General features: G+C 59.5%; 24 protein-coding genes. 12 read left to right on the top strand and 12 right to left on the bottom strand.

The features are described 5' to 3' along the window. Nucleotides 1-140 precede the first annotated feature (140 nt). The 3 genes from ACP15F_RS11965 (at nucleotide 141) to ACP15F_RS11955 (ending at nucleotide 2,403) form a co-directional block, all read left to right on the top strand. Complete coding sequence (locus ACP15F_RS11965) at nucleotides 141-1,346, top strand: TsoY family (seleno)protein (RefSeq protein ID WP_424941060.1); 1,206 nt, start codon at nucleotides 141-143, stop codon at nucleotides 1,344-1,346. Between the two features lie 113 nt (nucleotides 1,347-1,459). Then, nucleotides 1,460-2,068 carry a cob(I)yrinic acid a,c-diamide adenosyltransferase gene (cobO, locus tag ACP15F_RS11960; protein ID WP_424941059.1) on the top strand — a complete coding sequence of 203 codons (609 nt, stop codon included), beginning with the start codon at nucleotides 1,460-1,462 and terminating at the stop codon, nucleotides 2,066-2,068. A 23-nt stretch (nucleotides 2,069-2,091) separates the two neighbouring features. Next, entirely contained in the window at nucleotides 2,092-2,403 is a 312-nt protein-coding gene (locus tag ACP15F_RS11955; protein ID WP_424941058.1) for a YciI family protein, read from the top strand. Nucleotides 2,404-2,425: 22 nt separating this feature from the next. Here the strand turns inward: ACP15F_RS11955 and ACP15F_RS11950 are convergent, their stop codons facing one another. Next, nucleotides 2,426-4,081, bottom strand: coding sequence for a thiamine pyrophosphate-binding protein (locus tag ACP15F_RS11950; RefSeq protein WP_424941057.1), 1,656 nt, complete (start codon nucleotides 4,079-4,081; stop codon nucleotides 2,426-2,428). Nucleotides 4,082-4,155: 74 nt separating this feature from the next. Between ACP15F_RS11950 and ACP15F_RS11945 the strand changes: the two genes are divergently transcribed. After that, nucleotides 4,156-4,695, top strand: a complete 540-nt coding sequence (locus ACP15F_RS11945; RefSeq protein WP_424941056.1) for an NADPH-dependent FMN reductase — start codon at nucleotides 4,156-4,158, stop codon at nucleotides 4,693-4,695. On the opposite strand, the gene ACP15F_RS11940 is transcribed toward ACP15F_RS11945, so the two are convergent. Beyond that, nucleotides 4,692-5,732 (bottom strand): NAD(P)/FAD-dependent oxidoreductase, encoded by a 1,041-nt coding sequence (locus tag ACP15F_RS11940; RefSeq protein WP_424941055.1) that lies wholly within the window; start codon nucleotides 5,730-5,732, stop codon nucleotides 4,692-4,694. The two genes, ACP15F_RS11945 and ACP15F_RS11940, sit on opposite strands and share 4 nt — an antisense overlap. A gap of 55 nt (nucleotides 5,733-5,787) precedes the next feature. Between ACP15F_RS11940 and mnmD the strand changes: the two genes are divergently transcribed. Beyond that, a complete protein-coding gene (gene mnmD / locus ACP15F_RS11935; protein WP_424941054.1) occupies nucleotides 5,788-6,465 on the top strand; it encodes a tRNA (5-methylaminomethyl-2-thiouridine)(34)-methyltransferase MnmD in 678 nt (225 codons plus the stop codon). Nucleotides 6,466-6,473: 8 nt separating this feature from the next. After that, nucleotides 6,474-7,337, top strand: coding sequence for a DMT family transporter (locus ACP15F_RS11930; RefSeq protein WP_424941053.1), 864 nt, complete (start codon nucleotides 6,474-6,476; stop codon nucleotides 7,335-7,337). On the opposite strand, the gene ACP15F_RS11925 is transcribed toward ACP15F_RS11930, so the two are convergent. Next, nucleotides 7,327-9,288, bottom strand: coding sequence for a lytic transglycosylase domain-containing protein (locus ACP15F_RS11925; RefSeq protein ID WP_424941052.1), 1,962 nt, complete (start codon nucleotides 9,286-9,288; stop codon nucleotides 7,327-7,329). The genes ACP15F_RS11930 and ACP15F_RS11925 overlap by 11 nt on opposite strands. Nucleotides 9,289-9,434: 146 nt before the next feature. On the opposite strand from ACP15F_RS11925, the gene dapA reads away from it, so the two are divergent. Genes dapA through smpB form a run of 3 tightly spaced genes read left to right on the top strand, consistent with a single transcriptional unit; the run spans nucleotide 9,435 to nucleotide 11,313 of the window. After that, nucleotides 9,435-10,310 (top strand): 4-hydroxy-tetrahydrodipicolinate synthase, encoded by an 876-nt coding sequence (gene dapA / locus ACP15F_RS11920; RefSeq protein ID WP_424941051.1) that lies wholly within the window; start codon nucleotides 9,435-9,437, stop codon nucleotides 10,308-10,310. Beyond that, a complete protein-coding gene (gene tsaA / locus ACP15F_RS11915; protein WP_424941050.1) occupies nucleotides 10,310-10,795 on the top strand; it encodes a tRNA (N6-threonylcarbamoyladenosine(37)-N6)-methyltransferase TrmO in 486 nt (161 codons plus the stop codon). The genes dapA and tsaA overlap by 1 nt, the downstream gene beginning before the upstream one ends. 41 nt (nucleotides 10,796-10,836) lie before the next feature. Further along, the gene (gene smpB / locus ACP15F_RS11910) at nucleotides 10,837-11,313 is read left to right on the top strand and encodes an SsrA-binding protein SmpB (protein ID WP_424941049.1); all 477 of its coding nucleotides are present in this window, start codon (nucleotides 10,837-10,839) and stop codon (nucleotides 11,311-11,313) included. 2 nt (nucleotides 11,314-11,315) lie between these two features. Here the strand turns inward: smpB and ACP15F_RS11905 are convergent, their stop codons facing one another. From ACP15F_RS11905 to ACP15F_RS11890, 4 genes are read right to left on the bottom strand one after another with little or no spacing between them, the layout of a single operon-like run. Beyond that, on the bottom strand, nucleotides 11,316-13,076 hold the full coding sequence (locus ACP15F_RS11905) for a bifunctional molybdopterin-guanine dinucleotide biosynthesis adaptor protein MobB/molybdopterin molybdotransferase MoeA (RefSeq protein WP_424941048.1): 1,761 nt from the start codon (nucleotides 13,074-13,076) through the stop codon (nucleotides 11,316-11,318). Next, nucleotides 13,073-13,690 (bottom strand): molybdenum cofactor guanylyltransferase MobA, encoded by a 618-nt coding sequence (gene mobA / locus ACP15F_RS11900; RefSeq protein WP_424941047.1) that lies wholly within the window; start codon nucleotides 13,688-13,690, stop codon nucleotides 13,073-13,075. The genes ACP15F_RS11905 and mobA overlap by 4 nt, the downstream gene beginning before the upstream one ends. Next, entirely contained in the window at nucleotides 13,687-14,235 is a 549-nt protein-coding gene (locus ACP15F_RS11895) for a hypothetical protein (protein ID WP_424941046.1), read from the bottom strand. Before ACP15F_RS11895 ends, mobA begins: the two co-directional genes overlap by 4 nt. After that, a complete protein-coding gene (locus ACP15F_RS11890; RefSeq protein WP_424941628.1) occupies nucleotides 14,232-15,119 on the bottom strand; it encodes a formate dehydrogenase accessory sulfurtransferase FdhD in 888 nt (295 codons plus the stop codon). The genes ACP15F_RS11895 and ACP15F_RS11890 overlap by 4 nt, the downstream gene beginning before the upstream one ends. Before the next feature lie 47 nt (nucleotides 15,120-15,166). Here ACP15F_RS11890 and ACP15F_RS11885 point away from each other — a divergent pair, with 47 nt between their 5' ends. Together ACP15F_RS11885 and ACP15F_RS11880 are read left to right on the top strand one after the other, a co-directional pair. Continuing rightward, the gene (locus ACP15F_RS11885; RefSeq protein WP_424941045.1) at nucleotides 15,167-15,877 is read left to right on the top strand and encodes an AzlC family ABC transporter permease; all 711 of its coding nucleotides are present in this window, start codon (nucleotides 15,167-15,169) and stop codon (nucleotides 15,875-15,877) included. Then, nucleotides 15,877-16,209, top strand: a complete 333-nt coding sequence (locus tag ACP15F_RS11880; RefSeq protein WP_424941627.1) for an AzlD domain-containing protein — start codon at nucleotides 15,877-15,879, stop codon at nucleotides 16,207-16,209. Before ACP15F_RS11885 ends, ACP15F_RS11880 begins: the two co-directional genes overlap by 1 nt. 8 nt (nucleotides 16,210-16,217) lie before the next feature. Here the strand turns inward: ACP15F_RS11880 and ACP15F_RS11875 are convergent, their stop codons facing one another. The 3 genes from ACP15F_RS11875 to ACP15F_RS11865 form a co-directional block, all read right to left on the bottom strand. Beyond that, nucleotides 16,218-16,814 (bottom strand): hypothetical protein, encoded by a 597-nt coding sequence (locus tag ACP15F_RS11875; RefSeq protein WP_424941044.1) that lies wholly within the window; start codon nucleotides 16,812-16,814, stop codon nucleotides 16,218-16,220. A 37-nt stretch (nucleotides 16,815-16,851) separates the two neighbouring features. Next, a complete protein-coding gene (locus ACP15F_RS11870) occupies nucleotides 16,852-16,986 on the bottom strand; it encodes an aa3-type cytochrome c oxidase subunit IV (RefSeq protein ID WP_424941043.1) in 135 nt (44 codons plus the stop codon). 95 nt (nucleotides 16,987-17,081) lie between these two features. Then, nucleotides 17,082-17,528 (bottom strand): DUF6173 family protein, encoded by a 447-nt coding sequence (locus tag ACP15F_RS11865; protein ID WP_424941042.1) that lies wholly within the window; start codon nucleotides 17,526-17,528, stop codon nucleotides 17,082-17,084. 163 nt (nucleotides 17,529-17,691) lie between these two features. On the opposite strand from ACP15F_RS11865, the gene ACP15F_RS11860 reads away from it, so the two are divergent. Then, nucleotides 17,692-18,639, top strand: a complete 948-nt coding sequence (locus tag ACP15F_RS11860) for an NAD(P)-dependent oxidoreductase (RefSeq protein ID WP_424941041.1) — start codon at nucleotides 17,692-17,694, stop codon at nucleotides 18,637-18,639. Here ACP15F_RS11860 and ACP15F_RS11855 read toward each other — a convergent pair. Together ACP15F_RS11855 and ACP15F_RS11850 are read right to left on the bottom strand one after the other, a co-directional pair. Beyond that, nucleotides 18,636-19,682 (bottom strand): MBL fold metallo-hydrolase, encoded by a 1,047-nt coding sequence (locus ACP15F_RS11855; protein ID WP_424941626.1) that lies wholly within the window; start codon nucleotides 19,680-19,682, stop codon nucleotides 18,636-18,638. The genes ACP15F_RS11860 and ACP15F_RS11855 overlap by 4 nt on opposite strands. After that, entirely contained in the window at nucleotides 19,676-21,397 is a 1,722-nt protein-coding gene (locus ACP15F_RS11850) for an acyl-CoA dehydrogenase (RefSeq protein ID WP_424941040.1), read from the bottom strand. The genes ACP15F_RS11855 and ACP15F_RS11850 overlap by 7 nt, the downstream gene beginning before the upstream one ends. Between the last annotated feature and the right edge of the window lie 31 nt (nucleotides 21,398-21,428).

Here is a 21,428-nt window from a genome sequence, read left to right as displayed (position 1 = left end):
CACTTTGCGCTGCCTTGGTTAACAATCCGTAAATTCGTGCGGTTTCGTCCCGCGACAACATGTGCAGCCTGACGGCTTGCCAACTGTTGCATTTGCAATTATAAGATATTCAAGAAAACGAATATGAATGGAGAAATCCGATGCAAACCTCTCGTCCCGCGGATAAATATTCGCCACTCTACTTCCTCGCTTCGGTCGGGGCCGGTGGCCTGTCGGTCACCTTCTTCATGTACCTGATGTTCTGGGTGAAGCACCCGGGCCAGCCGGTGCCGGTCTTTGAAGACATCATGGCCGCTTTCACCACGGGCTCCATGGGCATCAAAATCGCTATTGCCGTGGCATGGGCTGGCATCGCCGCTATGGTTTTCCTGAACTTGAAATACCTGATCTGGAACCTGAAAAGCTTCTCGGCCTTCCGTAAAACTGAAGCCTATACGGCCCTGAAGAACTCGAACGCTGAAACGACCATCCTTGCCATGCCGCTGGCGCTGGCGATGAGCGTGAACGGCATGTTCGTGGCCGGTCTGGTCTTCGTACCCGGCCTGTGGTCGATCGTGGAATACCTGTTTCCCTTCGCCATGGCGGCCTTCCTTGCCATCGGCATTCTGGCGCTGAGCTATATCGGTGATTTCCTTGGCCGCGTGTTGTCCAAAGGCGGTGTCTTCGACGTAACCGCGCACAACAGCTTCGCCCAGATGCTGCCCGCCTTTGCCTTGGCCATGACCGCCGTAGGTTTTGCTGCCCCTGCTGCGATGAGCACCAACACCATCGTTGTGGGTGTGTCGCTGGTCGGCTCGACCTTCTTTGGCACCGCGTCCATCGTCTATGCCGCGCTGGCCCTGTTCACCGCCTTCAACTCGATGCTGCACCACGGCACCGCTAAGGAAGCTGCCCCGACCCTGATGATCGTCATCCCGCTGATGACCATTCTGGGCATCATGTTCCTGCGCCAAGACCACGGCCTGCATGCCACATTTGATGTGCACGGTTCGGGTGCCGAAACCATGATGTTCCTTGCTCGCCTGATCGCCATCCAAGTGCTGTTCGGTCTGTTGGGTCTGGTTGTGCTGTCGCGCGTTGGCTACTGGAAAAGCTTTGTCTTCGGGAACGAGACATCGCCCGGTTCCTATGCGCTGGTCTGCCCGGGTGTTGCCCTGTCGGTTCTGCTGCACTTCTTCCTGAACTCGGGCCTAGTCAAAGCTGGTGTGATCGACAAATTCTCGGTCATGTACTGGGTGATTTCCGCCATTGCGATTGCGTTCCAAATGGCCATGATTGCTCTGGTTGTTCGCTTGAACAAACAGCATTTTGGCCGCGTACTCAGCTCGGCCGTACCAGCCGAGTAATATACCACTCACGGTGGCCAAAATAAGCGGGCGTTCCGATTTTCGGGACGCCCGCACTTGCATCCGGGGCCATGTACTCTCACACTGGTCTGACATTCAGAAGTGAGGCCAGAATGACCGTAGATCCCGATCGCCACGCCACAAAGATGGCAAAGAAGAAAGCCGCCCGTGATAAAATCATGGCGACAAAGACCGACAAGAAGGGTCTGATCATCGTGCATACGGGCAAGGGCAAGGGCAAAAGCTCGGCCGCGTTCGGGATGATCTTCCGCTGCATTGCTGCTGACATGAAATGCGCCGTGGTGCAGTTCATCAAGGGCGGTATGGATTGCGGCGAGCGTGATCTGATCAATGCCAAGTTCAGCGATACCTGCGAATTCTACACGATGGGTGAAGGCTTCACGTGGGAGACCCAAGACCGCACCCGCGATATCGAGATGGCGCAGGCCGCATGGGAGAAGTCGAAAGAGCTGATCCGCGACCCGTCGAACAAGATGGTGCTGCTGGACGAGATCAACATCGCGATCCGGTACGACTATGTCGACATCAACGAGGTGGTGAAGTTTCTGGTCGAAGAAAAGCCCGACATGACCCACGTGGTTCTGACCGGGCGCAATGCCTCGGACGATCTGATCGAAATTGCCGATCTGGTGACCGAGATGGAATTGGTGAAGCACCCGTTCCGGTCAGGCATCAAGGCGCAAATTGGGGTCGAATACTGATCCCGACAACGGGAGGAGAAACGATGCCGAAGTTCTATATGGCCTATCACGAGCCGACGGATGTGCCCGACGACAAAAAGGCCGAGATGCAGGCCGCCTATAAGGCGTGGATCGCCAAATACGCAGATGTGTTCGAGATGCCTGAAACCCCGTTCAGGGCGCAATGGACCGTGGATGGCGATGGCCACCGCGAAGGGTTCAAACAGCCAATGATGGGCTTTTGCGTGATCAACGCACCGGATGCGGACACGGCCTTGGCGATTGCCAGCGAAAACAGCTTCATCCAGATGGGCACGATCCATCTGGCCGAGCTAATGGAGATGCCGAAGGGCTGAGCCTTAGCGACAGGGTTGGCGGTTACCCCGCCTCGCCCTGTGCGCGCAACTGATCCAAAGTCAGGCCCGGCGTGGCGACTTGCGGGTCTACCACCAAATCGATCACGGCCAGCTTTCCGGACGCTTTTGCGCGTTGGAAAGCAGCTTCGAAGTCTTCGCCCTTGGTGACGGTTTCGCCGTGGCCTCCATAGGCACGGGCCAGATCTGCGAATTCAGGATTCGCCATATTGGTGCCTGAGACGCGCGCCGGATAAGTGCGTTCTTGGTGCATCCGGATAGTGCCATAACGCCCGTTGTTCACAATGATCACGATGGGTTTGGCCCCGTGTTGCATCGCGGTCGACATCTCATTCAGGGTCATTTGAAATTCGCCATCCCCAAGCCATGCAATGACGGTGCGATCGGGGTGCTGAAGGCTGGCTGCAACTGCCGCCGGGAAGCCGTATCCCATCGAGCCTGAGGTCGGGGCAAGCTGCGTGCCGTACTCCTTGAAACGGAAATAGCGGTGCAGCCATGTGGCATAGTTTCCCGCCCCGTTGGTCATAATCGTATTGTCGGGCAGGGTGTCCGAGAGCCAGTGCATGATGCGTTCCAGCTTGACCGGGCCGGGGGTCTCGACCGGGGTTTGGAACGCGTCATAGGCCGCGCGGCCCTGTTGCGTCCAGTCGGCCCAGGGTGTCGCGGTCAGTGCGGGCTGCTCACTGAGCGCCGAGATCACTGCGGGACCGGTGGCCACCACAGTCCGATCCGCATGATAAACGCGGCCTAGCTCTTCTGCGCAGGGGTAGACATGGATGATGCGTTTCCCTGTCTGCATCGGATCCAGCATCTCGTAGCTTCCGGTGACGATGTCGCCCAGACGGCTTCCCAAAACGATCAGCGTGTCGGCCTCATCAAACATGGCTTTGAGCGCTGGGTTGATGCCAAGGCCAAGGTCTCCGACATAATTCGGGTGGCGGTTGTCGACGTAATCCTGACGGCGGAAGGCCGTGGTGACGGGCAGAGCGTTTTGGGTGGCGAAAGCCATGAGGTCCGCGCCCGTGTCTGCCGTCCAGCCCGGCCCACCCGCGATCAGAAGCGGACGCGCGGAGGTTTCGATTGTCGCCAGTATCGCATCTGCGTCCGCGCTGGACACGCGGCCCTGCGTTGCGGGCACAGCGGGGCGATCTGGCACGTCAGCCACGTCGCTCAGCATGTCTTCGGGTAAGGCGACCACGACAGGGCCGGGACGCCCGGTTCGGGCTACGTGAAAAGCGCGGGCCAGATATTCGGGAAGGCGTTCGGTTTGATCGACCTCACAGGACCATTTGGCCAGCGGTCCAAAGAAGGCACGATAGTCGACTTCCTGAAACGCGCCGCGATCCCTATGGGCGCGTGCGATCTGACCGACGAACACCACCATCGGCGTCGCGTCCTGCATTGCCACATGGATCCCCGCCGAGGCATTCGTTGCCCCCGGTCCCCGCGTCACGAACAGAACACCCGGCGCGCCGGTCAGCTTGCCATGCGCCTCGGCCATCATGGCAGCACCGCCTTCCTGACGGCCAACGATGTTCTCGATCCCACTGTCGTAAAGCCCGTCCAATGCGGCCAGAAAGCTTTCGCCGGGTACGGAAAAGACGCGGCTGACGCCTTCGGTTTTCAGGTGATCGACAAGGATTTGTCCGCCGTGGCGCATTGCTGTGTCTCGTCTCTTCTTGACCTCATACGTGCCGCGCCCCACATCTTTGTGACCCGACGAAGGAGGTTCTTGTGTCCAAACACCAATTGCTTGGCATGTCCGGTTCGCTGCGTAAAGACGCAACCAACCGGTTCTTGCTGCGAAATGCAGCGCGGCTTTACGGCGATGCAGACTATACCGAGGCAGATCTTAACCTGCCGCTGTATGACGGAGACCTTGAAGCGTCTGAGGGCATCCCCGATAGCGTGGCCAAACTGGCCGCCCAGATTGCAGCCGCGGATGCCGTGATCATCTCGACCCCCGAATACAACAAGATGCTGACCGGTGTTCTGAAGAACGCGTTGGATTGGGTCAGTCGGGTCAAGCCACAGCCGTGGGAGGGCAAGCCTGTTGCGGTCATGTCCGCCGCCGGAGGGCGCGCGGGCGGAGAGCGGGCGCAGGCATCGCTGGTTGCGGCCATGACTCCATTTCAGCCCAAGCTCGTGATCGGGCCAGAGATCGCTGTGGCGGGTAGCTCGAAAGAGTTCGACGCGGATGGCGTTTTGACGAATGAACGCTACGAGGCCAACTTGGTGAAGCTGACGGCCAAGCTGCGCGCAGCTGTCGTTTAAAGGCTCGCCTCAACTCGAAAGTCATCGGGGATCCCGTCTCGATCGTCCAACACCAGATCGGCCATCAGCTCGCCCACACGCGGGCCCATACCGAACCCGATCTTGAAGCCTCCATTGGCGATAAAGGTACCGGGACGCCCGGGATATTCCCCGAGCATAGGCGCGCGGGATTTGGCGCGGGGACGCACCCCGGCCCAGCGTTCGATCACGGTCGCATCTGCAAGGGCAGGGCAGGCGGCACGGGCGCGGGCGATGACTTCGTCTAATGCCTCGTCACAACTTGAGGGGTCCTCAAATTCGCGTTCACTGGTCGATCCGATAGCCACGGTGCCATCCGCATGGGGGATGATGTGCACGGCGTCTGCAAACAGCTGAGGCATGTCGCGCGCGTCATAGTCCAAAAGCGCACTTTGGCCTTTGACGCCGTTTCCGACAGGCTTGCCCAACTCCTCGGACAGTTTCACCATGCCTTGCCAGCCAGTTGCCCAGACCTCGGTCCCTTCCGAGAGGCCTTCGGTAACGATCTCGCCGCCCTTGGCTTGGATTGCGGCCACCAAGGCGGCCCCGGCGCGGCGGGGGCTCATCCGGGCAGTCAGCGTGTCGTAAATCAGGAAACCCGTTGGGCTGTTTGGCGCCCAATCGGGAAAGTCTGATGCGGGGCGTACCTGCCACACGGCTTTGCCCTGCCATAGGGTTTCGGCCTCGACCGCGCGGGCTTTGGCAAGGTCCAGCAGGCGCTCGTCAGCAATGGGTTGCAACCGGCCCGAGCGCGCGTAGCTGGGGGATTTTCCGGACACAGCCTCGACCTCGGCCCAATAGGGTTCCGCCATGATCAGGCTGTCGAATTGAAAAGCTTTCTTGGCGTTCCAGCGCTCGGGAACATGCGGAGCTAGCGCGCCGACCAACCCTCCGGATGACCCGGCGCCCGGTCCGTTTGGATCAATCACCCGCACCTTCGCGCCACGGCGCGCGCAGCTCCATGCGACCGACAGGCCAAAGATCCCTGCGCCATAGACCGTCACATCAGCCGTTGCCATCCAAGCCATCCTTCTTCATGTTCGCGCAGGTTTCATCAGCGTTCTAGGGCAGATCATGACAAAGCGCCAGACAGCGAGCATCACGTGGAAAGACAGCGGCGTGCCGGTGGCGGACCGCTTTGACGATCCCTATTTCTCGCTTGAAGACGGGCTGGCCGAAACCCGGCATGTGTTCATCGAGGGCAATGATCTGACCACCCGGTTCTGTCCCGGTTTTCAGATTGCCGAGCTGGGCTTTGGTACCGGATTGAACATGCTGGCTGCGTTCATCGCGTGGCGTGCGGCGGGGTCGCCTGATGGGGCTGGGTTCACCTCGTTCGAGGCCTTCCCGATGGGGGCTGCCGACATTGACCGTGCTCTGCAAGCCTTCCCCGAGGCGCATGCGGTCGCAGGTCCGTTCTTGACCGCATGGGAGCAGGGAGCGCGCCGTTTTGATCTGAACGGGTTCTCGGTCGAGGTAATCGAAGGCGACGCCCGCGAAACCCATTCCGCGTGGGATGGCAAAGCGGATGCGTGGTTCCTTGACGGCTTCTCACCCGCCAAAAACCCCGAACTGTGGGGTGAAGACCTGTTGGGCGAGGTTGGCATCCACACCGCGCCAAATGGCACGTTTGCGACATATACCGCGGCAGGTTTTGTTCGTCGCGCCCTAGACGCGGCGGGGTTCGACGTGGAACGTGTTCCCGGATACGGGCGCAAGCGGCACATGAGCCGCGGAATTTTGCGACCCTAGGGGGCGCAATGGATCGCAACAATCAAATCGGCATTTGGCTGATGGTGGCCACCACCTTTGTCTTTGCGATGCAGGACGGGATCTCGCGCCATTTGGGTGGCGAGTACAACGTCTGGATGGTTGTGATGATCCGCTATTGGTTCTTTGCGGCGTTTGTTATCTGGATCACGCGCCGAAACGGGGGGCTATCACAAGCTCTTCGTCCTGCCCGCCTTTGGCTGCAGATATCACGGGGGGCTCTGCTGGCGCTTGAGATTTGTGTGACGGTCATCTCGTTCACGCTTTTGGGTTTGGTGGAAAGCCATGCGATTTTTGCCGTCTATCCCCTGATGGTCGCGGCCCTGTCTGGCCCGGTTCTGGGCGAGCAAGTGGGCTGGCGCCGTTGGGCCGCCATTGGGGTGGGCTTCATCGGGATCTTGATCATTCTGCAGCCGGGGACGGGCGTGTTTTCACCCTATGCAATCATTCCGCTGCTTGGGGCTGCGATGTTTGCCGTCTATGGCTTGATGACGCGGTTGGCGGCAAAGACAGACTGCACGCAAACCAGCTTTTTCTGGACCGGTATTATCGGCGCTGTGGTGATGACCGCGATTGGCGTTTGGTTCTGGCAGCCCATGTCACAGAACGATTGGGCGTGGATGGCGCTTTTGTGCTGCACAGGCGTGTTGGGCCATTGGCTGTTGATCAAGTGCTACGAATTTGCCGAGGCCAGCACGGTCCAACCCTTTGCCTATCTGCAACTGGTTTTCGTCAGCTTCATCGGCGTGTTGATCTTTAACGAGACGCTGCACACCAATGTCGTCATCGGTGCGGTGATCGTCGTGTCAGCCGGGATCTTCACCCTGATCCGCAGCCGCCGCTCTACTTCTTGAGCTCTTTCGACAAACGCAGTGGTTCGGTTTTCCCGGTAAGCCGCGCGCGATAGATGGGCAGGCTTTCGGTGACGCGCATCACATAGTTGCGGGTTTCGCGGAACGGAATGTGCTCGATCCAGTCGATGATATCCACCGACGAGGACCGCACATTCCCGAACCGCTCGCTCCAGTTTTGCGAGCGTCTGGGACCTGCGTTATAGCCCACTGAGATCAGAACCGGGTTGCCGTTGAAATCTTCGATCAGCTTCGCCAGATATTCCGATCCCAACCGCGTATTATAGGCCGGGTCCTCGGTCAGACGAGCCTTGGAATAGGGCATGTCCAGCCGTTTCGCCATGTCGGATGCGGTGCCCGGCATCAGCTGCATCAATCCACGTGCTCCCACGCCCGAGACGACCGAGGGGTCAAATTCGCTTTCCCGGCGCGCAATCGCCAGTTCCAACGCACGCGGAACGGTGCGGTTTCCGCGCCCGATGTCGGGCGTCGGGAAATAAGGGCGAGCAATGGTGTGTCCCTGACGCGCCGCCTGTTTGGCGATCATCACTTGAAGATGCGGTTCATCTACGCTTTCGGCCCAAGCGCCCAACTGTCCGAGTTCCTCGCGGGTCAGACTTTCAGCCAGATGGACCGAGAATCGCTCGGCCCAATACAGTTCGCCCGCAGCATGCAGAAGGCGGGCGGCCTCGATCACAGATCCGCCCCAAAAGCTGGCCTGCTTGTGGTCGGGGAAGGGTTCGGATCCGGTCAGCCGAGGATCCATCGGGACGTTTGCCTTCTCTGCTGCAAGCAGCCCGTAGAAGCTTGTCTGATATTCGGCACCGAACTCATAAGCTGCCTGTGCCGAGACCTTGTCGCCCAATGCCTCATAGGCGCGACCGTTCCAATACCCGGCACGGCCTAAACTGATCGGGGTTTCGACCCCCAACTGGAAGGCTTGGAAATGCTCGCTAGCGGTTGCGGGATCGTTCAGCTTGCGAAGAGCGATGTAGCCCGCGAGCCACTCAAGATCGTTGCGGTCTGATCCGCCCGAAATGTGGTGCGAAGCTGCAAGGCGATAGGCCTGTTTTGGTTTGCCATCGCGCATCGACCAACGGGCCAAAACACGTCTCCAACTGCCCCAGCGTTCCGGCTGGCCCAAAGTCTGGGCATTCTTTGAGCGTTCTAACAGCAGATCAGACGCATCCTGATTGCGCCCCTTCGAGGCACGCCACAGAAAGCGTTCATACGCCAGCCCCGGATCGTCAGACAGGCTGGCGGGAATGGCCTTGATCAAAGCGTCCACGCCATTTTGTTTTTTGCGCAGCGCGATGCGGGCTTTGGCCAGCGCCTGCTGCCCAGAAGACAGCAGCGACATCATACGCCCGGCCTCGGTCGAGGCCCCGCGCCACAGAAGCATATCCGCCCGGTCCCAGTGATGGGATTTCAGGGTATCGCCATAGCGCGTCACGAAGGCGTTGTGCTCGTCCTCGTCCAGAGACATCGTTAACCAGCCCTGAACGATCTGGGCGTTGGCTTCAGCTGTATTGCCCGTCGCTTTCAGCGCCTCAGCCAATCGCAGCGCGCCGCGCCCAGATTGGGGTGGTTCGTCTTTGAAGAACTCAAGCACCTCTGAGGGCGTGTGATTGTGCGGAATAGATTTCTCGGATCGCTTGCGCAGAAGTTTCAACCCCGGCCAGTCTGGATGGCGCGCCAGAAAGGCGCGGGCGTCGGCAAAGCTACCTTTTGCTTCGCGCAGCCGATGCCATTCGACAATGTCTGCAGCCAGCGCACCGCCTTTGCGTGCTTCGGCCTGTGCGGTGCCCCAATCATCTGTTCGAGCCGACTTAATGGCCGTCTGAAATGCAGAAACGGCGCCAGCATCCTGTGCAATTGCACCGGAAAACGACGGCAATCCCATGAAAACGGTCAGCAAAACTGCCGGTGTTAAGCGCGATTTGATCCTGTTCATGTGCAAAATCTATCTTTGTGGCGCTAACACGCAACACACAAACTTGGCATTTTACATGAACCCGGCTAGTTTCCGCCGCGTTTGCAGCGCGATTCAGCGCAAATCTGCGAACGCATTTGGAAACACAGACAAAAATGGAGCGTGTCATGTTCAAAGGATCTCTTCCTGCCCTGGTTACGCCGTTCAAGGACGGTGCAGTGGATTTCGACGCGCTTAAACGCTTAGTCGAATGGCAGATCGAAGAAGGCTCGACCGGTTTGGTGCCCGTGGGTACAACCGGGGAAAGCCCGACGCTGACTCATGAGGAGCACGAGGCGGTCATCGAAGCCGTGGTCGATGCCGCTGCAGGTCGCGTGCCGGTTATCGCCGGAGCCGGGTCGAACAACACCGCCGAATCGCTGCGCTTCATGGAGCACGCCAAGCGTGTTGGCGCCGCAGCCGGTCTGGTGGTGACGCCGTATTACAACAAGCCGACACAGCGCGGGTTGATTGCCCATTACGAAACGCTGGCTGATGCGGTTGATCTGCCGATCGTGATCTACAACATTCCCGGTCGTTCGGTCGTGGATATGACACCCGAGACCATGGGCGTTCTAGCCAAGCACAAGAACATCGTTGGTGTGAAAGATGCGACTGGAGATCTGGCGCGAGTCAGCTTCCAGCGCATGACCTGCGGCGCGGATTTCGTGCAGCTGTCGGGTGAAGACGCCACTGCGCACGGGTTCAACGCCCAAGGCGGCGTGGGCTGTATCTCGGTCACGGCGAACGTGGCCCCGCGCCTTTGCGCGGATATGCAGGCTGCAACACTGGCAGGTGATTTCGGCAAGGCGCTGGAAATCGCAGACAAGCTGATGCCGCTGCATCAGGCGATCTTCATGGAGCCGGGACTTTGCGGTGCCAAGTATGGCCTGTCGAAGCTGGGCCGTTGTGGCACCGAAGTGCGCAGCCCCCTGACCGAGATCACGGATGAGACCAAGGCAGCCATCGACGCGGCCATGCGTCACGCCGGGCTGATCAACTGATGAAAAAGGCGCGCGAAGGCGAGGTTCAACTCGCCTTCGATCCTGCCGATAACGATGGGCCGCGAGTGGCCTTTGTCGGACATATCCGCACGCCGTGGCAGCCGGGCGATGCGCCGGGCAACGTGGCTGGCGCGCGCAAGCGTGTGGCCGAAGAGGGTGGCGCATTTCGGATTGAGCTTGCCGAGGGCTATCAGCCCGGGATCAAGGATCTGTCGGTCGGTCAGCATATTATCGTTCTGTACTGGATGGATCAGGCGCGGCGCGATCTGATCGTGCAGACGCCTCGCCACGCAGATGCTCCGCGCGGGGTGTTTTCGCTTCGCTCGCCCAATCGTCCCAATCCGATTGCAATGAGCACGGTCGAAATTGTTTCGCTGGATGTCGAGCCGGGCGTCATTGGCATTGATGCGTTGGATTGTTTTGATGGGACGCCGATTGTCGATATCAAGCCATGGATTGCCACGATTGACGCGCCGGTTGCCTGAGCAGTCTGGACAGTTCGCGGCACAAGCCCTACATCCGGCACATGGCTAAGACGAAAGAAGACACCAACTATAAGGTAATCGCCGACAATCGGCGGGCGCGTTATGACTACGCGATCGAGGAAGATATCGAATGCGGTATCGTCCTGATGGGATCCGAGGTGAAGTCTTTGCGTCAGGGTGGGTCTAACATTGCCGAAAGCTATGCGGCTGTTGAAGACGGCGAACTTTACCTGACCAATGCCTATATCGCGCCTTACAAGCAAGCTGTGACATGGGGCCATTTAGAGCGGCGCAAGCGCAAGCTTCTTGCTTCAAAGCGTGAGATTTCGAAGATGTGGAATGCAACCAGCCGCAAGGGTATGACCCTTGTGCCGTTGGTCATGTATTTCAACCACAAGGGTCTGGTGAAAGTGAAAATCGGGATCGCCAAGGGTAAGAAAGCCCATGACAAGCGCGCGACCGAAGCCAAGCGCGATTGGGGTCGTCAGAAGCAGCGTTTGCTGCGCCACGGCGACTAAACTCAGCCGATTCCAAAACCTTCGTAAGGCAGATAGCGAACGGGCGTGCCCGGCGCGATCTCCATCGCCTCGTCGGGAAGTTCGACAAGGCCTGTGGCCCAGCTGAGACCCGAGATGCGGCCGGACCCTTCCGACTTGAACGCCTCCACTTGGCCATCTTTGCTCAGGCGCGCGCGCAAGTACTCGCGGCGGCCTGCTTTCTTGGATTTGGTGAAAGCGGCCGGAAGCATTGTGCCGGGTGCGGTCAGCCATGGACCGCCCGCAAGAACCGAGAACGCGGGGCGTGCGAAAACCAATGTGGTGACAAGAGCGGCGACCGGGTTGCCGGGCAGGCCGAAAACGGGCGTTCCGTTCCACTGAGCCAGCGCCAGAGGGCGGCCCGGCTTGATCGCGATACGCCAGTGGTGCAGTGATCCGGTTTCCTTCAGCAGTGCCGAGACATGGTCTTCATCCCCAGCAGAGGCACCGCCTGAGGTCAGGATGACATCGGCCTGCGTCGCGGCTTTGTCGAATGCTGCCCGCAGCGCGTCGCGGTCATCGGCCACGTGACCAAGATCGACGGGGGTGTATCCCCAACCCTCGGCCAGAGACAGCAGCATCGGTCGGTTGGCATCATAGGTGCGGGCGGTGTCTGTGGTGGTGCCGGGCTCGGCCAGTTCATCGCCCGTGGACAGAACACCAACGCGCAGCGGCTTGAAGGCTTGGACGTCAGGCAGGCCGAGTGCGGACAGTAGCGCAACATCGGGCGCGCGCATCTTGTGGCCTGCGGGCAGGGCCAGTTTGCCGGCCTCGACGTCTTCACCAGCAGCTCGCGCATTGGCGCCGGGTTTGACGCCTGCGGGGAAGCGCAGGGTTTGCCCTTCAATCTGCACGTCTTCCTGCAAGACCACAGTGTCCACACCAGCGGGCAAAAGTGCACCCGTCAGAATGCGGATGGCGTGGCCCATCGGGACAGTTCCAGTGAAGGGGCCTCCGGCTGCGGCGCGTTCGGCCATCAGAGGCATCTCGATCACGTCGCCATTGGGCAGACCAGCATAGGTGAAGGCGTATCCATCGACGGCCGAGTTCGCGCCGGGTGGGTTGGACCTGACCGCCATGTGATCGGTCGCAAGGATGCGTCCACGCGAGGTCGCGGTCGATACGGTTTCGGTCCCAACCACCGGCGACAGGCGGTCGCGAAGCGTGTCCAACGCTTCATCGACTGGGGTCCAGTGGACTCCTTGCGGCAGCGCGAAGCAGTCGTTCTTCAGTCCTTTGGGCTTGCGCGGAGCCATGCCGGTGAGGTCCGCGATGAAATCGGCAATCGCGGCGGTATCATCCAGATCGAAAACCGGCAGATCCAGATCGTGCAGGGCTTCATTGCTGGCAATGGCGCGGATCGTGTCGTTGTCTGGTGCCAGAAGGTCTTCGCCCGTTTCCGAACGGTGGGCCTCGATCTTGGGATGCGGCGCGCCTTTGAAGCCTTCGACCAGCACAAGGTCGCACGGGGTCAGGCCCGCAATCAGCTCGGCCAGACGCGGCTCGGGATCATCTCGCAGCTCGTGCAGGGTGGTGATGCGGGCGGACGAGGCCAGCACGACCTCTTGCGCACCCGCGATACGGTGGCGATGGGTGTCGGTGCCGGGCTTTTCCAGATCCACGCCGTGATGGGTGTGTTTAAGGGTCGAGACGCGCAGGCCTTGGGCGGTGAAGTGGGCGATCAGCCGCTCCATCAATCCGGTTTTCCCTGAGTTCTTCCAGCCGGTAACACCGAAGATTTTCATGGGGCGGTCTCCAACAGTTGTTCGGCGTGGGCAAGGTCGTCAGGCGTGTTCACGTTGAAGAAGGGGTCGAAAGGGGTGGGGGCAAAGCTGGCAATGGCAGCGCCGTGCTTGTCGGTCCAAAGGACGACTTTTCGCAAGCCGTCTTCTAGGGCCGCACGTAGGTCATCACGCAGCGCTACTGGCCAGAGGCCAAAGGTGGGTTGGCGCATGGCCCCGCGTTGAGGATCTAGAGTGGCAGCCAAAGCAATGTCAGTGCCATCACGCTGTGCGGCAATCAAAAGCCGATCCACAAGGTCGCGCGGGAAGAACGGCGTGTCGGCGGCTGCAGACACCACATGGGTTGCGCCCTGTTCTGCCGCCCAATCAAGTCCAGCCAATACGCCTGCAAGCGGACCCGCGAAACCTTTGATACTGTCAGGCAGCACGGGCAGGCCGGTATCCGCGAAGCGTGCGGGGTCACCGTTTGCGTTCAGTGCCATTGAACCCACTTGCGGGGCCAGCCGATCGATTACATGGGATAGAAGCGACCCGTCGCCCAATGGCAGCCGCCCCTTATCGCCACCGCCCATACGTGTGGCTTGCCCTCCGGCAAGGATGATCCCAGCAGGCTTCATGTGGTCGTCCGTTCGGCGGCTTCCGCCCAAGCTGTGATTTGCGCCATTAGGGTCTCTTGTTCAGTATCGTTCTCGAACACGCTGCGCGGGAGGACCACGGCAAGCCCGCCCATCACGACGGTCAAACTGGTTTTCCCAAGTTGCATATGATCATAGACCCACCATGGTAGCTGATAGGCGATGTCTTGTTGTGTGATGCGTACGCCACTCTGATCATAGGCGATCTGTGCAGGCAGCCCGATGCGTAGAAAGAAGTTGCGTGTGGACCAGCCTTTGTGCCGCAGACCTACCCAATAAATCAGGGCGACAAAAGCCGCGGCAAAGGCATAGCCAACTAGCAAAGCACGCAATCCGCCGCCAGGTGTTATGGTCCAGCCAAGCAGTCCAACGCCGAATCCAGCCAACAACCACTGTGCGTTCATGAAGCGACTGGTCAGCCGATTGGGGTCACGCGGCAGATCGCCTTGCAGGACCTGACCCCCAAAGCGCGCGCCCTCGATCCAGGCGTCTAGCTCGGGTGTGAAATTGTACGTGTAACTGGTCATCGCGCCCCCTTGCGTCGATGTTTACTGTCTTCGCGGGTGACATGGGTCGGATCTACGTCACGGATCAAGCGCGATTCTCCGGCCAGACAGGTAAATCTCTGTCCACGCATCCGACCGATCAAGGTCAGGCCAATTTCGTTCGCGATCTCGACGCCCCAAGCGGTGAAGCCGGACCGCGAGACCAGGGCCGGGATGCCCATTTGTGCGGTTTTGATTACCATCTCAGATGTTAGCCGCCCAGTGGTATAGAGAATTTTGTCCGAGCCAGAGACACCTTGATCCAGCATCCATCCCGCGACTTTGTCGACGGCATTGTGACGGCCGACATCCTCCATATAGACCAAAGGACGGTCCCCTTCGCACAGGACGGTTCCATGGATAGCGCCCGCCTCAAGGTATAACGAGGGCGTGCGGTTGATCTTTTGCGACAGTGCGTAAAGCCACGAGGTTTTCACCGGGGTTGAGGGCAAGATTAGCCCTTCAAGACCCTCCATCATGTCGCCAAACACCGTGCCGACTGCACAACCCGAGGTGCGGGTCTTGCGGGCCAGCTTGTCTTCATAATCCGTTTCCGTGGCCGTGCGCACGACGACTGTTTCAATGTCGTCATCATAGTCGACGCCGGTGATCTGGTCGTCTTCGGAAAGCATTCCCTGATTGCGCAGAAATCCCAGCGCCAGATATTCGGGATAGTCGCCGATGGTCATGGCGGTCACGATCTCGCGCCGGTTCAGGAAGATGGTCAAAGGACGTTCTTCCACGACATTGATGGTCACCGGTGCGCCGGTTTCGTCATAACCTGCGACAGCACGCGTCAAGCGTGCCGCGCCGGGATTAGGGGCGATCAAGTATTCTGATAGATTGAGTTCAGTGGCCAATTGCAACTCCTGCACGGACGCCGTAAGCGTTAGGGGTAATCTAGGATTTCCCCATGACCACGTCCAACCCGAAACGACATTTCCTGCGCGGATCGCGCGATGCGCTGCCGTTTCTTCTGGTTGTTGTCCCCTTTGCTGCTCTTTTCGGAGTTGTGGCGACCGAAGCTGGCCTGAATCTGGTCGAAACGATGGGTTTTTCGGTGTTGGTGATTGCGGGGGCCGCGCAGTTCACCGCTGTGCAGCTTATGACGGAAAACGCACCTACTGTGATCGTGATCCTGACCGCGCTGGCGGTAAACTTGCGTATGGCGATGTATAGCGCGGCTTTGACGCCCTATCTGGGAAGTGCGCCGATTTGGAAGCGCGCGTTGGTGGCGTATCTGATGGTGGATCAGGCCTATGCGCTGTCTCAAATCAAGTTCGAGGTGGAGCGGGATCTGACGGTCTCCGAACGCTTCGCCTATTACTTGGGCACGGTCCTGCCTTTGGTGCCGTTCTGGTACGGGGCGTCTTATCTTGGTGCCGTCGCAGGTGCGCAGATCCCACCTGAGTTTGCGTTGGACTTCGCGCTTCCGATTACTTTTCTGGCGATGATCGCTCCGGCACTGCGAAGTGTTGCCCATGTTGCTTCGGCTGGAACCTCGGTAGCGTTGGCGCTGCTCATGGCGTGGATGCCGTATGGCTCGGGCCTGCTGGTGGCTGCGATTGGCGCAATGATCGTGGGTGCTCAGATCGAGCTTTACATGGAACGGAGAGCCGCGTGATTGAAGACCTGAACCACGCCACTGTCTGGTTTGTTATCGTCGCAATGGCGATTGGCAGCTTTTTGATCCGCTTCAGCTTTCTAGGTCTGATTGGCGAACGCCCTATGCCCGAATGGGTGCTGCGCCACTTGCGCTATACACCCGTAGCAGTGCTGCCGGGGCTGGTGGCCCCCTTGGTGTTCTGGCCAGACGCAACCGGTGGCAATCCTGATCCGGCCCGCTTGGGCGCGGCTTTGGTGACGCTGGCAGTGGGGTATTTCAGCAAGAACGTTCTGGCGGCGATCCTGTCGGGCGCCGCCACACTTTACGGGCTGCTATTCTTGCTAGGCTGACGCTTGAATCAGAGACCCTGCGTAACGATTTTGCCGCCCTTATGCGGGTCGTCATCGCTGAAGGATTGTGCGCGTACGCCGGGCAGTTCTCCGAACGCTTCCATGATCTTTTTCGGATAATAGGTCTGCGGGATGGACCCGAAGCCCGGTAGGCTGCGCAGGATGGCGCTGACCGACTGGCCGCAATGGGCCTTTGGTACTGCGCCATATTGCTCGGCGGCACGTTTGGCCATCTCAGCCACCTGTGGGGACACCACGATATCCTGACGCACAACATCATATGTGACGCGAGCGTGGTAATCGATATAGAAGTCCACGGCCTTGTTGGTCATGCCGTAAATCACGTCATGGCGTTCAGGCAAGTTGGGGTGGTTGAAAGTGCCAGCTGGATCAAAGATCGCTCGCTGAGATCCATTGATCATCAGCGCCGAATGGGCACCCGATCCGGATGCTTTCGAGATCACAGTGAACAGGGTGAGGGTCGGGGGGCCATCATGTCGATAAACCGCATCAGACACGGCCTGATCGCTGGCCCAGATATTGTCTGCGCCTCCGCAACCGGCAAGCGAAACAATCAACGACAGCACTGCAAGCAATCGCACCATGAGACCCTCTAACCTGAACTATAGTGGTGGGTGGGTTTTACGCGCCGACGAGGGCCAAAAAGACCAGAATGGCTAGAATAGCGATGACCGACCATTTTGTTGCAGTGATAAAGCCCGCATAGGTCTTTTCCTGAGCGCTTGTATCCATGGTGCCATGTACGTGATCAGCCATAGTTCAAATCCTGTCCTGAGTTTGCGTTTTGCCTCGAATAACGGATTTCCGAGCCTCTGTCACGGCCCGGAATCCAATTACCGTTCACTTCGGGCCTATTCTTCTTCCAACTGGGCAGCCAAGCGGAACCCGATACGGTTCGGTTCGGCGCTTTCGACCTGTTTGGGAAGGGCGCGCAGCATTACAGACAGCTGGCTTACATGCTGTACCAGTTGGGTTTTTGTGCCTTCTCCATCAGACCCGTAATAGGTGATGATATCTGGATCGAAAAAACCAATCCCCTCGATCCGCAGAACACCTGCGTCGCCGCCGGCAAAGCCCATGGCGACCTCGTGTTCGTTGTCCAACTGCTCTTCAAAGTTCTTGATATAGAGAATCAGGCGCTCATAGGCCCATTCCGCGGGGCTTTTTTCCTCGACCGGAGTTTCGGCCACCTTTGCAGGCAGGGGTTGGTCTTCGACCACGACCGGCCCGGATTCGCTGCAATCAACAGTGTGCGCACGGGGTTGGCGGGTTTTGGGTTTGGGGGTGTCGTCGGACATAAGGCACCGTTTTCTCGAATTACACTTTGGCAAGATTGGCACAGCCAAGTCTCGGCGTCACGTCACGATATAATGATCCCCGCAAATCTTGGGGAATGTCGGTTTCAGGACAGAAAGGCGCGACCTCGGCTGAAAGCCTGACCGAAAGTCAGGGAGAGTGTGTATGAAGATTGGATTTGTAGGGCTTGGCAATGTTGGTGGTAAACTGGCGGGTAGCCTGTTGCGCAATGGCAAGAATCTGACGGTTCTGGATTTGAATTCGGAGCTTGTCGAAGATTTTGTATCGCGCGGAGCTGAGGCCGCGGATGGACCCGCTGCCCTGATGCGGGACTGCGACGTGGTGATCACCTGTCTACCCTCTCCCGCTGCCTGTAATGCTGTGGTCAGCGAGATGCTGGACGAGGTTTGCGAAGGCAAGATTTGGCTTGAAATGTCCACCACGGACGAGGCCGAAGTGAAGCGCTTGGGGGCCGAAGTGATTGCGCGTGGAGGTGCCGCTGTGGACTGCCCGGTCTCGGGCGGGTGCCACCGGGCGGATACAGGCAATATCTCGATCTTCGCGGGTTGTGATCGGGCGACGTTTGAGCGGGTGCTGCCGATCCTGACTGTGCTGGGGCGGCGCGTGTTGCATACGGGCGAACTGGGGTCCGCGTCGGTTCTGAAAGTGATGACGAACTATCTGGCGACCGCCAACCTGCTGACCTGTTGCGAGGCCTTGGTGACGATGAAGGCCGCTGGTCTGGACCTAGCGACCACCTATGAAGCGATCAAAATCTCGTCCGGGACGTCCTTTGTTCATGAAACCGAAAGCCAAGTGATCTTGAACGGATCGCGCGATATCTCTTTCACGATGGACCTTGTGAAAAAGGACATCGGCCTGTTTCAGGACATCGCCGAGCGGGCAGGTGTTCCGTTAGAAATCTCGCCCCTGATGATCGAGATCTTCAAGGACGGGATCGCGCGCTTTGGCGAGCGGGCGCAGTCAGATGACATCATTCGTCGGCTCGAGGAAGCTACGGGGCTGGACATCACCGCGCCCGGCTTCCCCGCCGAGATGACGGATGATGAGCCCGAAGAACCCGGATACGAGGTGGTCCCAGCGCGCGGCTAGATCGCTTGCCACACCCACGCGCCATCCTCGCGTTTGGTTCGGGTGGCGCGGCCTTCGTGCAGAAGGTGGTTCAAATGGCCGACGGCCTCGACCAGCGCCAGTCCGTATTCGCCGCCCTTGATCTCGCGTTTGAACAGGGGTGGGAAACATTCGCCAGCCGTGTGGGGCTCGGATAGAAACTCTTCCAACCGTCGCAATGCGCCGTGATGATTGTCGATCAGCTGGCGCATCCGTGTTGGCAGACCCGTGAAGGGCAGCTTGTGACCGGGCAGGACCAGTTGGTCAGGCGTGGCGTATTGCTTCAGCCGTTCGTTGGCTTCCAACCAATCGCCGACCGGGTCCGCATCGGGTTCCGTGGCGTAGACGCCAAGGTTCGGGCTGATCGTGGCCAGCAGCTGGTCGCCGCCGATCACCAGCTCTCCGTCCGTGGACCACAGCGTGGCATGTTCTGGCGCGTGGCCGTTGCCGATGCGCACGTCCCAATCGCGTCCGCCGAAGTGAATTCGGCTACCTTCTTTGATGCGTTTAAAACCGAGGGGCATGTCGGCGACGATGTCGGCATAGTTGAAGGGCCGCTCGGTCAGGCGTTTCTCGTAAACCTCGCGATCCATCCCTGCTGCGCGCCAGTAGGCCAGCGTTTCGTCCACCGGTTCCATCTGTTCATCCAGCAGAAGCATCCGTGCGAACAGCCACGCTGTGCGTGTCGTGACCAGCTCCGCGCCGTGTTCGCGTTGGAACCAGCCAGCCAGCCCGACGTGGTCGGGGTGATGATGCGTGACGATCACGCGCACCACGGGCTTGCCGCCCATGGGGCCTGCCAGAAGCTTTTCCCAGATGCGACGGGTCTTGCCGGTGTCAAAGCCAGTATCGACGATGGTCCAGCCTTCGGGATCCTCGAAGGCGAAGACGTTCACATGGTCCAACGCCATGGGCAGCGGTAGGCGCGCCCAAAGCGCGCCTTTAGCAACTTCGATGGCCTCGCCCTCGGCGGGGGCATCAGGGAATGGAAAACCGAGCTTTCCGGTCTTGTTCGTGCTCACGATGCCAGATCTTCCGGGCTGAGCGCATACAGGCCAGCAGCCCCGGCGCGGGCCTGTGTAAACTGTGCGACGTGTTCCGGCAGAAGGCGGTTGATGTGGAAACGGGCCAGTTCGGTGCGCGGGCCTTTGCCGCCTTCCGCAATCGACGCTTTCAGATGCATATGTGCGCCCAGAACGCGAGCAAAGCCCATCAGGAAGGGCACGGCACCGGCGAAGCGGTCTTGCATGTTGCCCTGTTCAACCATCCATTCAACGGTTTCGCGCAGGTCTTCTGCGGCCGACCAGACAGCTTCGGACATATTGGGGAACATGGCGCGCGCGCCTTCGGCCTGTGTTTCGATTTCTTCCAGAAGGCGGAATGCGGCTTCGCCCCCGTCCATCATCTTGCGGCCCACAAGGTCCATCGCTTGAATGCCGTTGGTGCCTTCGTAAATCGCGGTCACGCGTACGTCGCGGCAGTACTGTGCAGCACCGGTTTCCTCGATGAAGCCCATGCCTCCATGGACTTGAACGCCCAGATGGCTGACCAGAATGCCGGTCTCAGTCCCGTATGCCTTCACAATCGGGGTCAGCAGCGCCGCACGGGCTTTCCAGCTTTCGTCACCCGTTGCGGTGGCCATGTCGATGGCTTTGGAGAGGGACAATGCCATGGCGCGGGCAGCGAAAAGCTCGCAGCGCATTTGTGTCAGCATCCGGCGTACATCGGCGAAATCGACGATCATGCCGGTGCCGTCTTCGCCCAGTGGCGTGCGGCCCTGCTTACGCTCCAGCGCATATTCCAGCGCTTTCTGATAGGCACCTTCACCGGCACCCAGACCCTGAACGCCAACACCCAGACGGGCGTTGTTCATCATGGTGAACATGGCGGCCATGCCCTTGTGCGGTTCGCCGATCATCCAGCCTTTCGCGCCTTCAAACGACATCACAGCCGTTGGGCTGCCGTGCAGGCCCATCTTGTGCTCAAGGCTAACGACGCGCAGGTCGTTCTTTTCGCCGGGGTTGCCGTCGGCATCGGGGATGAACTTCGGCACAAGGAACAGCGAGATGCCTTTGGTGCCCGGAACGCCATCGGGCAAGCGCGCCAGAACCAGATGGCAGACGTTTTCCGTGATGTCGTTGTCGCCCCAGCTGATGAAAATCTTCTGGCCAGAGACCGCATAGGTCCCGTCGCCATTGTCCACGGCCTTCGAGCTCAGCGCGCCCACATCTGACCCTGCCTGAGCCTCGGTCAGGTTCATGGTGCCCGCCCATTCGCCGGAAATCAGCTTGGGCAGGTAAAGCGCCTTCAACTCGTCCGAGGCGTGATGTTCTAGAGCTTCAATCTGGCCTTGGGACATCAACGGGCATAGCTGCAGCGACAGGTTTGCCGCCGACATCATGTCATTTACGGCAGTTTGCAGAGTCAAAGGCAGGCCCATGCCGCCATATTCTGGGTCCGCGGCCATGCCGACCCATCCGCCTTCGGCAATCGCGGCGTAGCTGTCAGCAAAACCCGGCGACGTGCGCACGACGCCATTTTCCAGAACCGCCGGGGTCAGGTCGCCATCGCGATGCGAGGGCGCCAGCTTGTCTTCGCACATCTTGCCCGCTTCGGTCAGAACCGCAGTCGCCATGTCGCCGGCGGCTTCCGCAAACCGCTCGGTCGCGGCAATATCGTCATAGCCAATGATATGATCGAACAGGAATTGAAAGTCGTCGGTAGTGGCGCGATAAGTCATGTTCGATCCTTGGCTTCGTGGACATTGACCC

Source organism: Aliiroseovarius sp. S253 (assembly GCF_049800855.1).
In the GTDB taxonomy this organism is placed as follows: domain Bacteria; phylum Pseudomonadota; class Alphaproteobacteria; order Rhodobacterales; family Rhodobacteraceae; genus Aliiroseovarius.
This window is presented reverse-complemented; position numbering and strand designations above follow the sequence as displayed.

Bases quoted from the DNA above. Each gene is read 5' to 3' on its own strand.
- ACP15F_RS11965 (WP_424941060.1), top strand. From the start codon at position 141: ATGCAAACCTCTCGTCCCGCGGATAAATATTCGCCACTCTACTTCCTC.
- cobO (WP_424941059.1), top strand. From the start codon at position 1,460: ATGACCGTAGATCCCGATCGCCACGCCACAAAGATGGCAAAGAAGAAA.
- ACP15F_RS11955 (WP_424941058.1), top strand. From the start codon at position 2,092: ATGCCGAAGTTCTATATGGCCTATCACGAGCCGACGGATGTGCCCGAC.
- ACP15F_RS11950 (WP_424941057.1), bottom strand. From the start codon at position 4,081: ATGCGCCACGGCGGACAAATCCTTGTCGATCACCTGAAAACCGAAGGC.
- ACP15F_RS11940 (WP_424941055.1), bottom strand. From the start codon at position 5,732: ATGGCAACGGCTGATGTGACGGTCTATGGCGCAGGGATCTTTGGCCTG.
- mnmD (WP_424941054.1), top strand. From the start codon at position 5,788: ATGACAAAGCGCCAGACAGCGAGCATCACGTGGAAAGACAGCGGCGTG.
- ACP15F_RS11930 (WP_424941053.1), top strand. From the start codon at position 6,474: ATGGATCGCAACAATCAAATCGGCATTTGGCTGATGGTGGCCACCACC.
- ACP15F_RS11925 (WP_424941052.1), bottom strand. From the start codon at position 9,288: ATGAACAGGATCAAATCGCGCTTAACACCGGCAGTTTTGCTGACCGTT.
- dapA (WP_424941051.1), top strand. From the start codon at position 9,435: ATGTTCAAAGGATCTCTTCCTGCCCTGGTTACGCCGTTCAAGGACGGT.
- tsaA (WP_424941050.1), top strand. From the start codon at position 10,310: ATGAAAAAGGCGCGCGAAGGCGAGGTTCAACTCGCCTTCGATCCTGCC.
- smpB (WP_424941049.1), top strand. From the start codon at position 10,837: ATGGCTAAGACGAAAGAAGACACCAACTATAAGGTAATCGCCGACAAT.
- ACP15F_RS11905 (WP_424941048.1), bottom strand. From the start codon at position 13,076: ATGAAAATCTTCGGTGTTACCGGCTGGAAGAACTCAGGGAAAACCGGA.
- mobA (WP_424941047.1), bottom strand. From the start codon at position 13,690: ATGAAGCCTGCTGGGATCATCCTTGCCGGAGGGCAAGCCACACGTATG.
- ACP15F_RS11895 (WP_424941046.1), bottom strand. From the start codon at position 14,235: ATGACCAGTTACACGTACAATTTCACACCCGAGCTAGACGCCTGGATC.
- ACP15F_RS11885 (WP_424941045.1), top strand. From the start codon at position 15,167: ATGACCACGTCCAACCCGAAACGACATTTCCTGCGCGGATCGCGCGAT.
- ACP15F_RS11875 (WP_424941044.1), bottom strand. From the start codon at position 16,814: ATGGTGCGATTGCTTGCAGTGCTGTCGTTGATTGTTTCGCTTGCCGGT.
- ACP15F_RS11870 (WP_424941043.1), bottom strand. From the start codon at position 16,986: ATGGCTGATCACGTACATGGCACCATGGATACAAGCGCTCAGGAAAAG.
- ACP15F_RS11865 (WP_424941042.1), bottom strand. From the start codon at position 17,528: ATGTCCGACGACACCCCCAAACCCAAAACCCGCCAACCCCGTGCGCAC.
- ACP15F_RS11860 (WP_424941041.1), top strand. From the start codon at position 17,692: ATGAAGATTGGATTTGTAGGGCTTGGCAATGTTGGTGGTAAACTGGCG.
- ACP15F_RS11850 (WP_424941040.1), bottom strand. From the start codon at position 21,397: ATGACTTATCGCGCCACTACCGACGACTTTCAATTCCTGTTCGATCAT.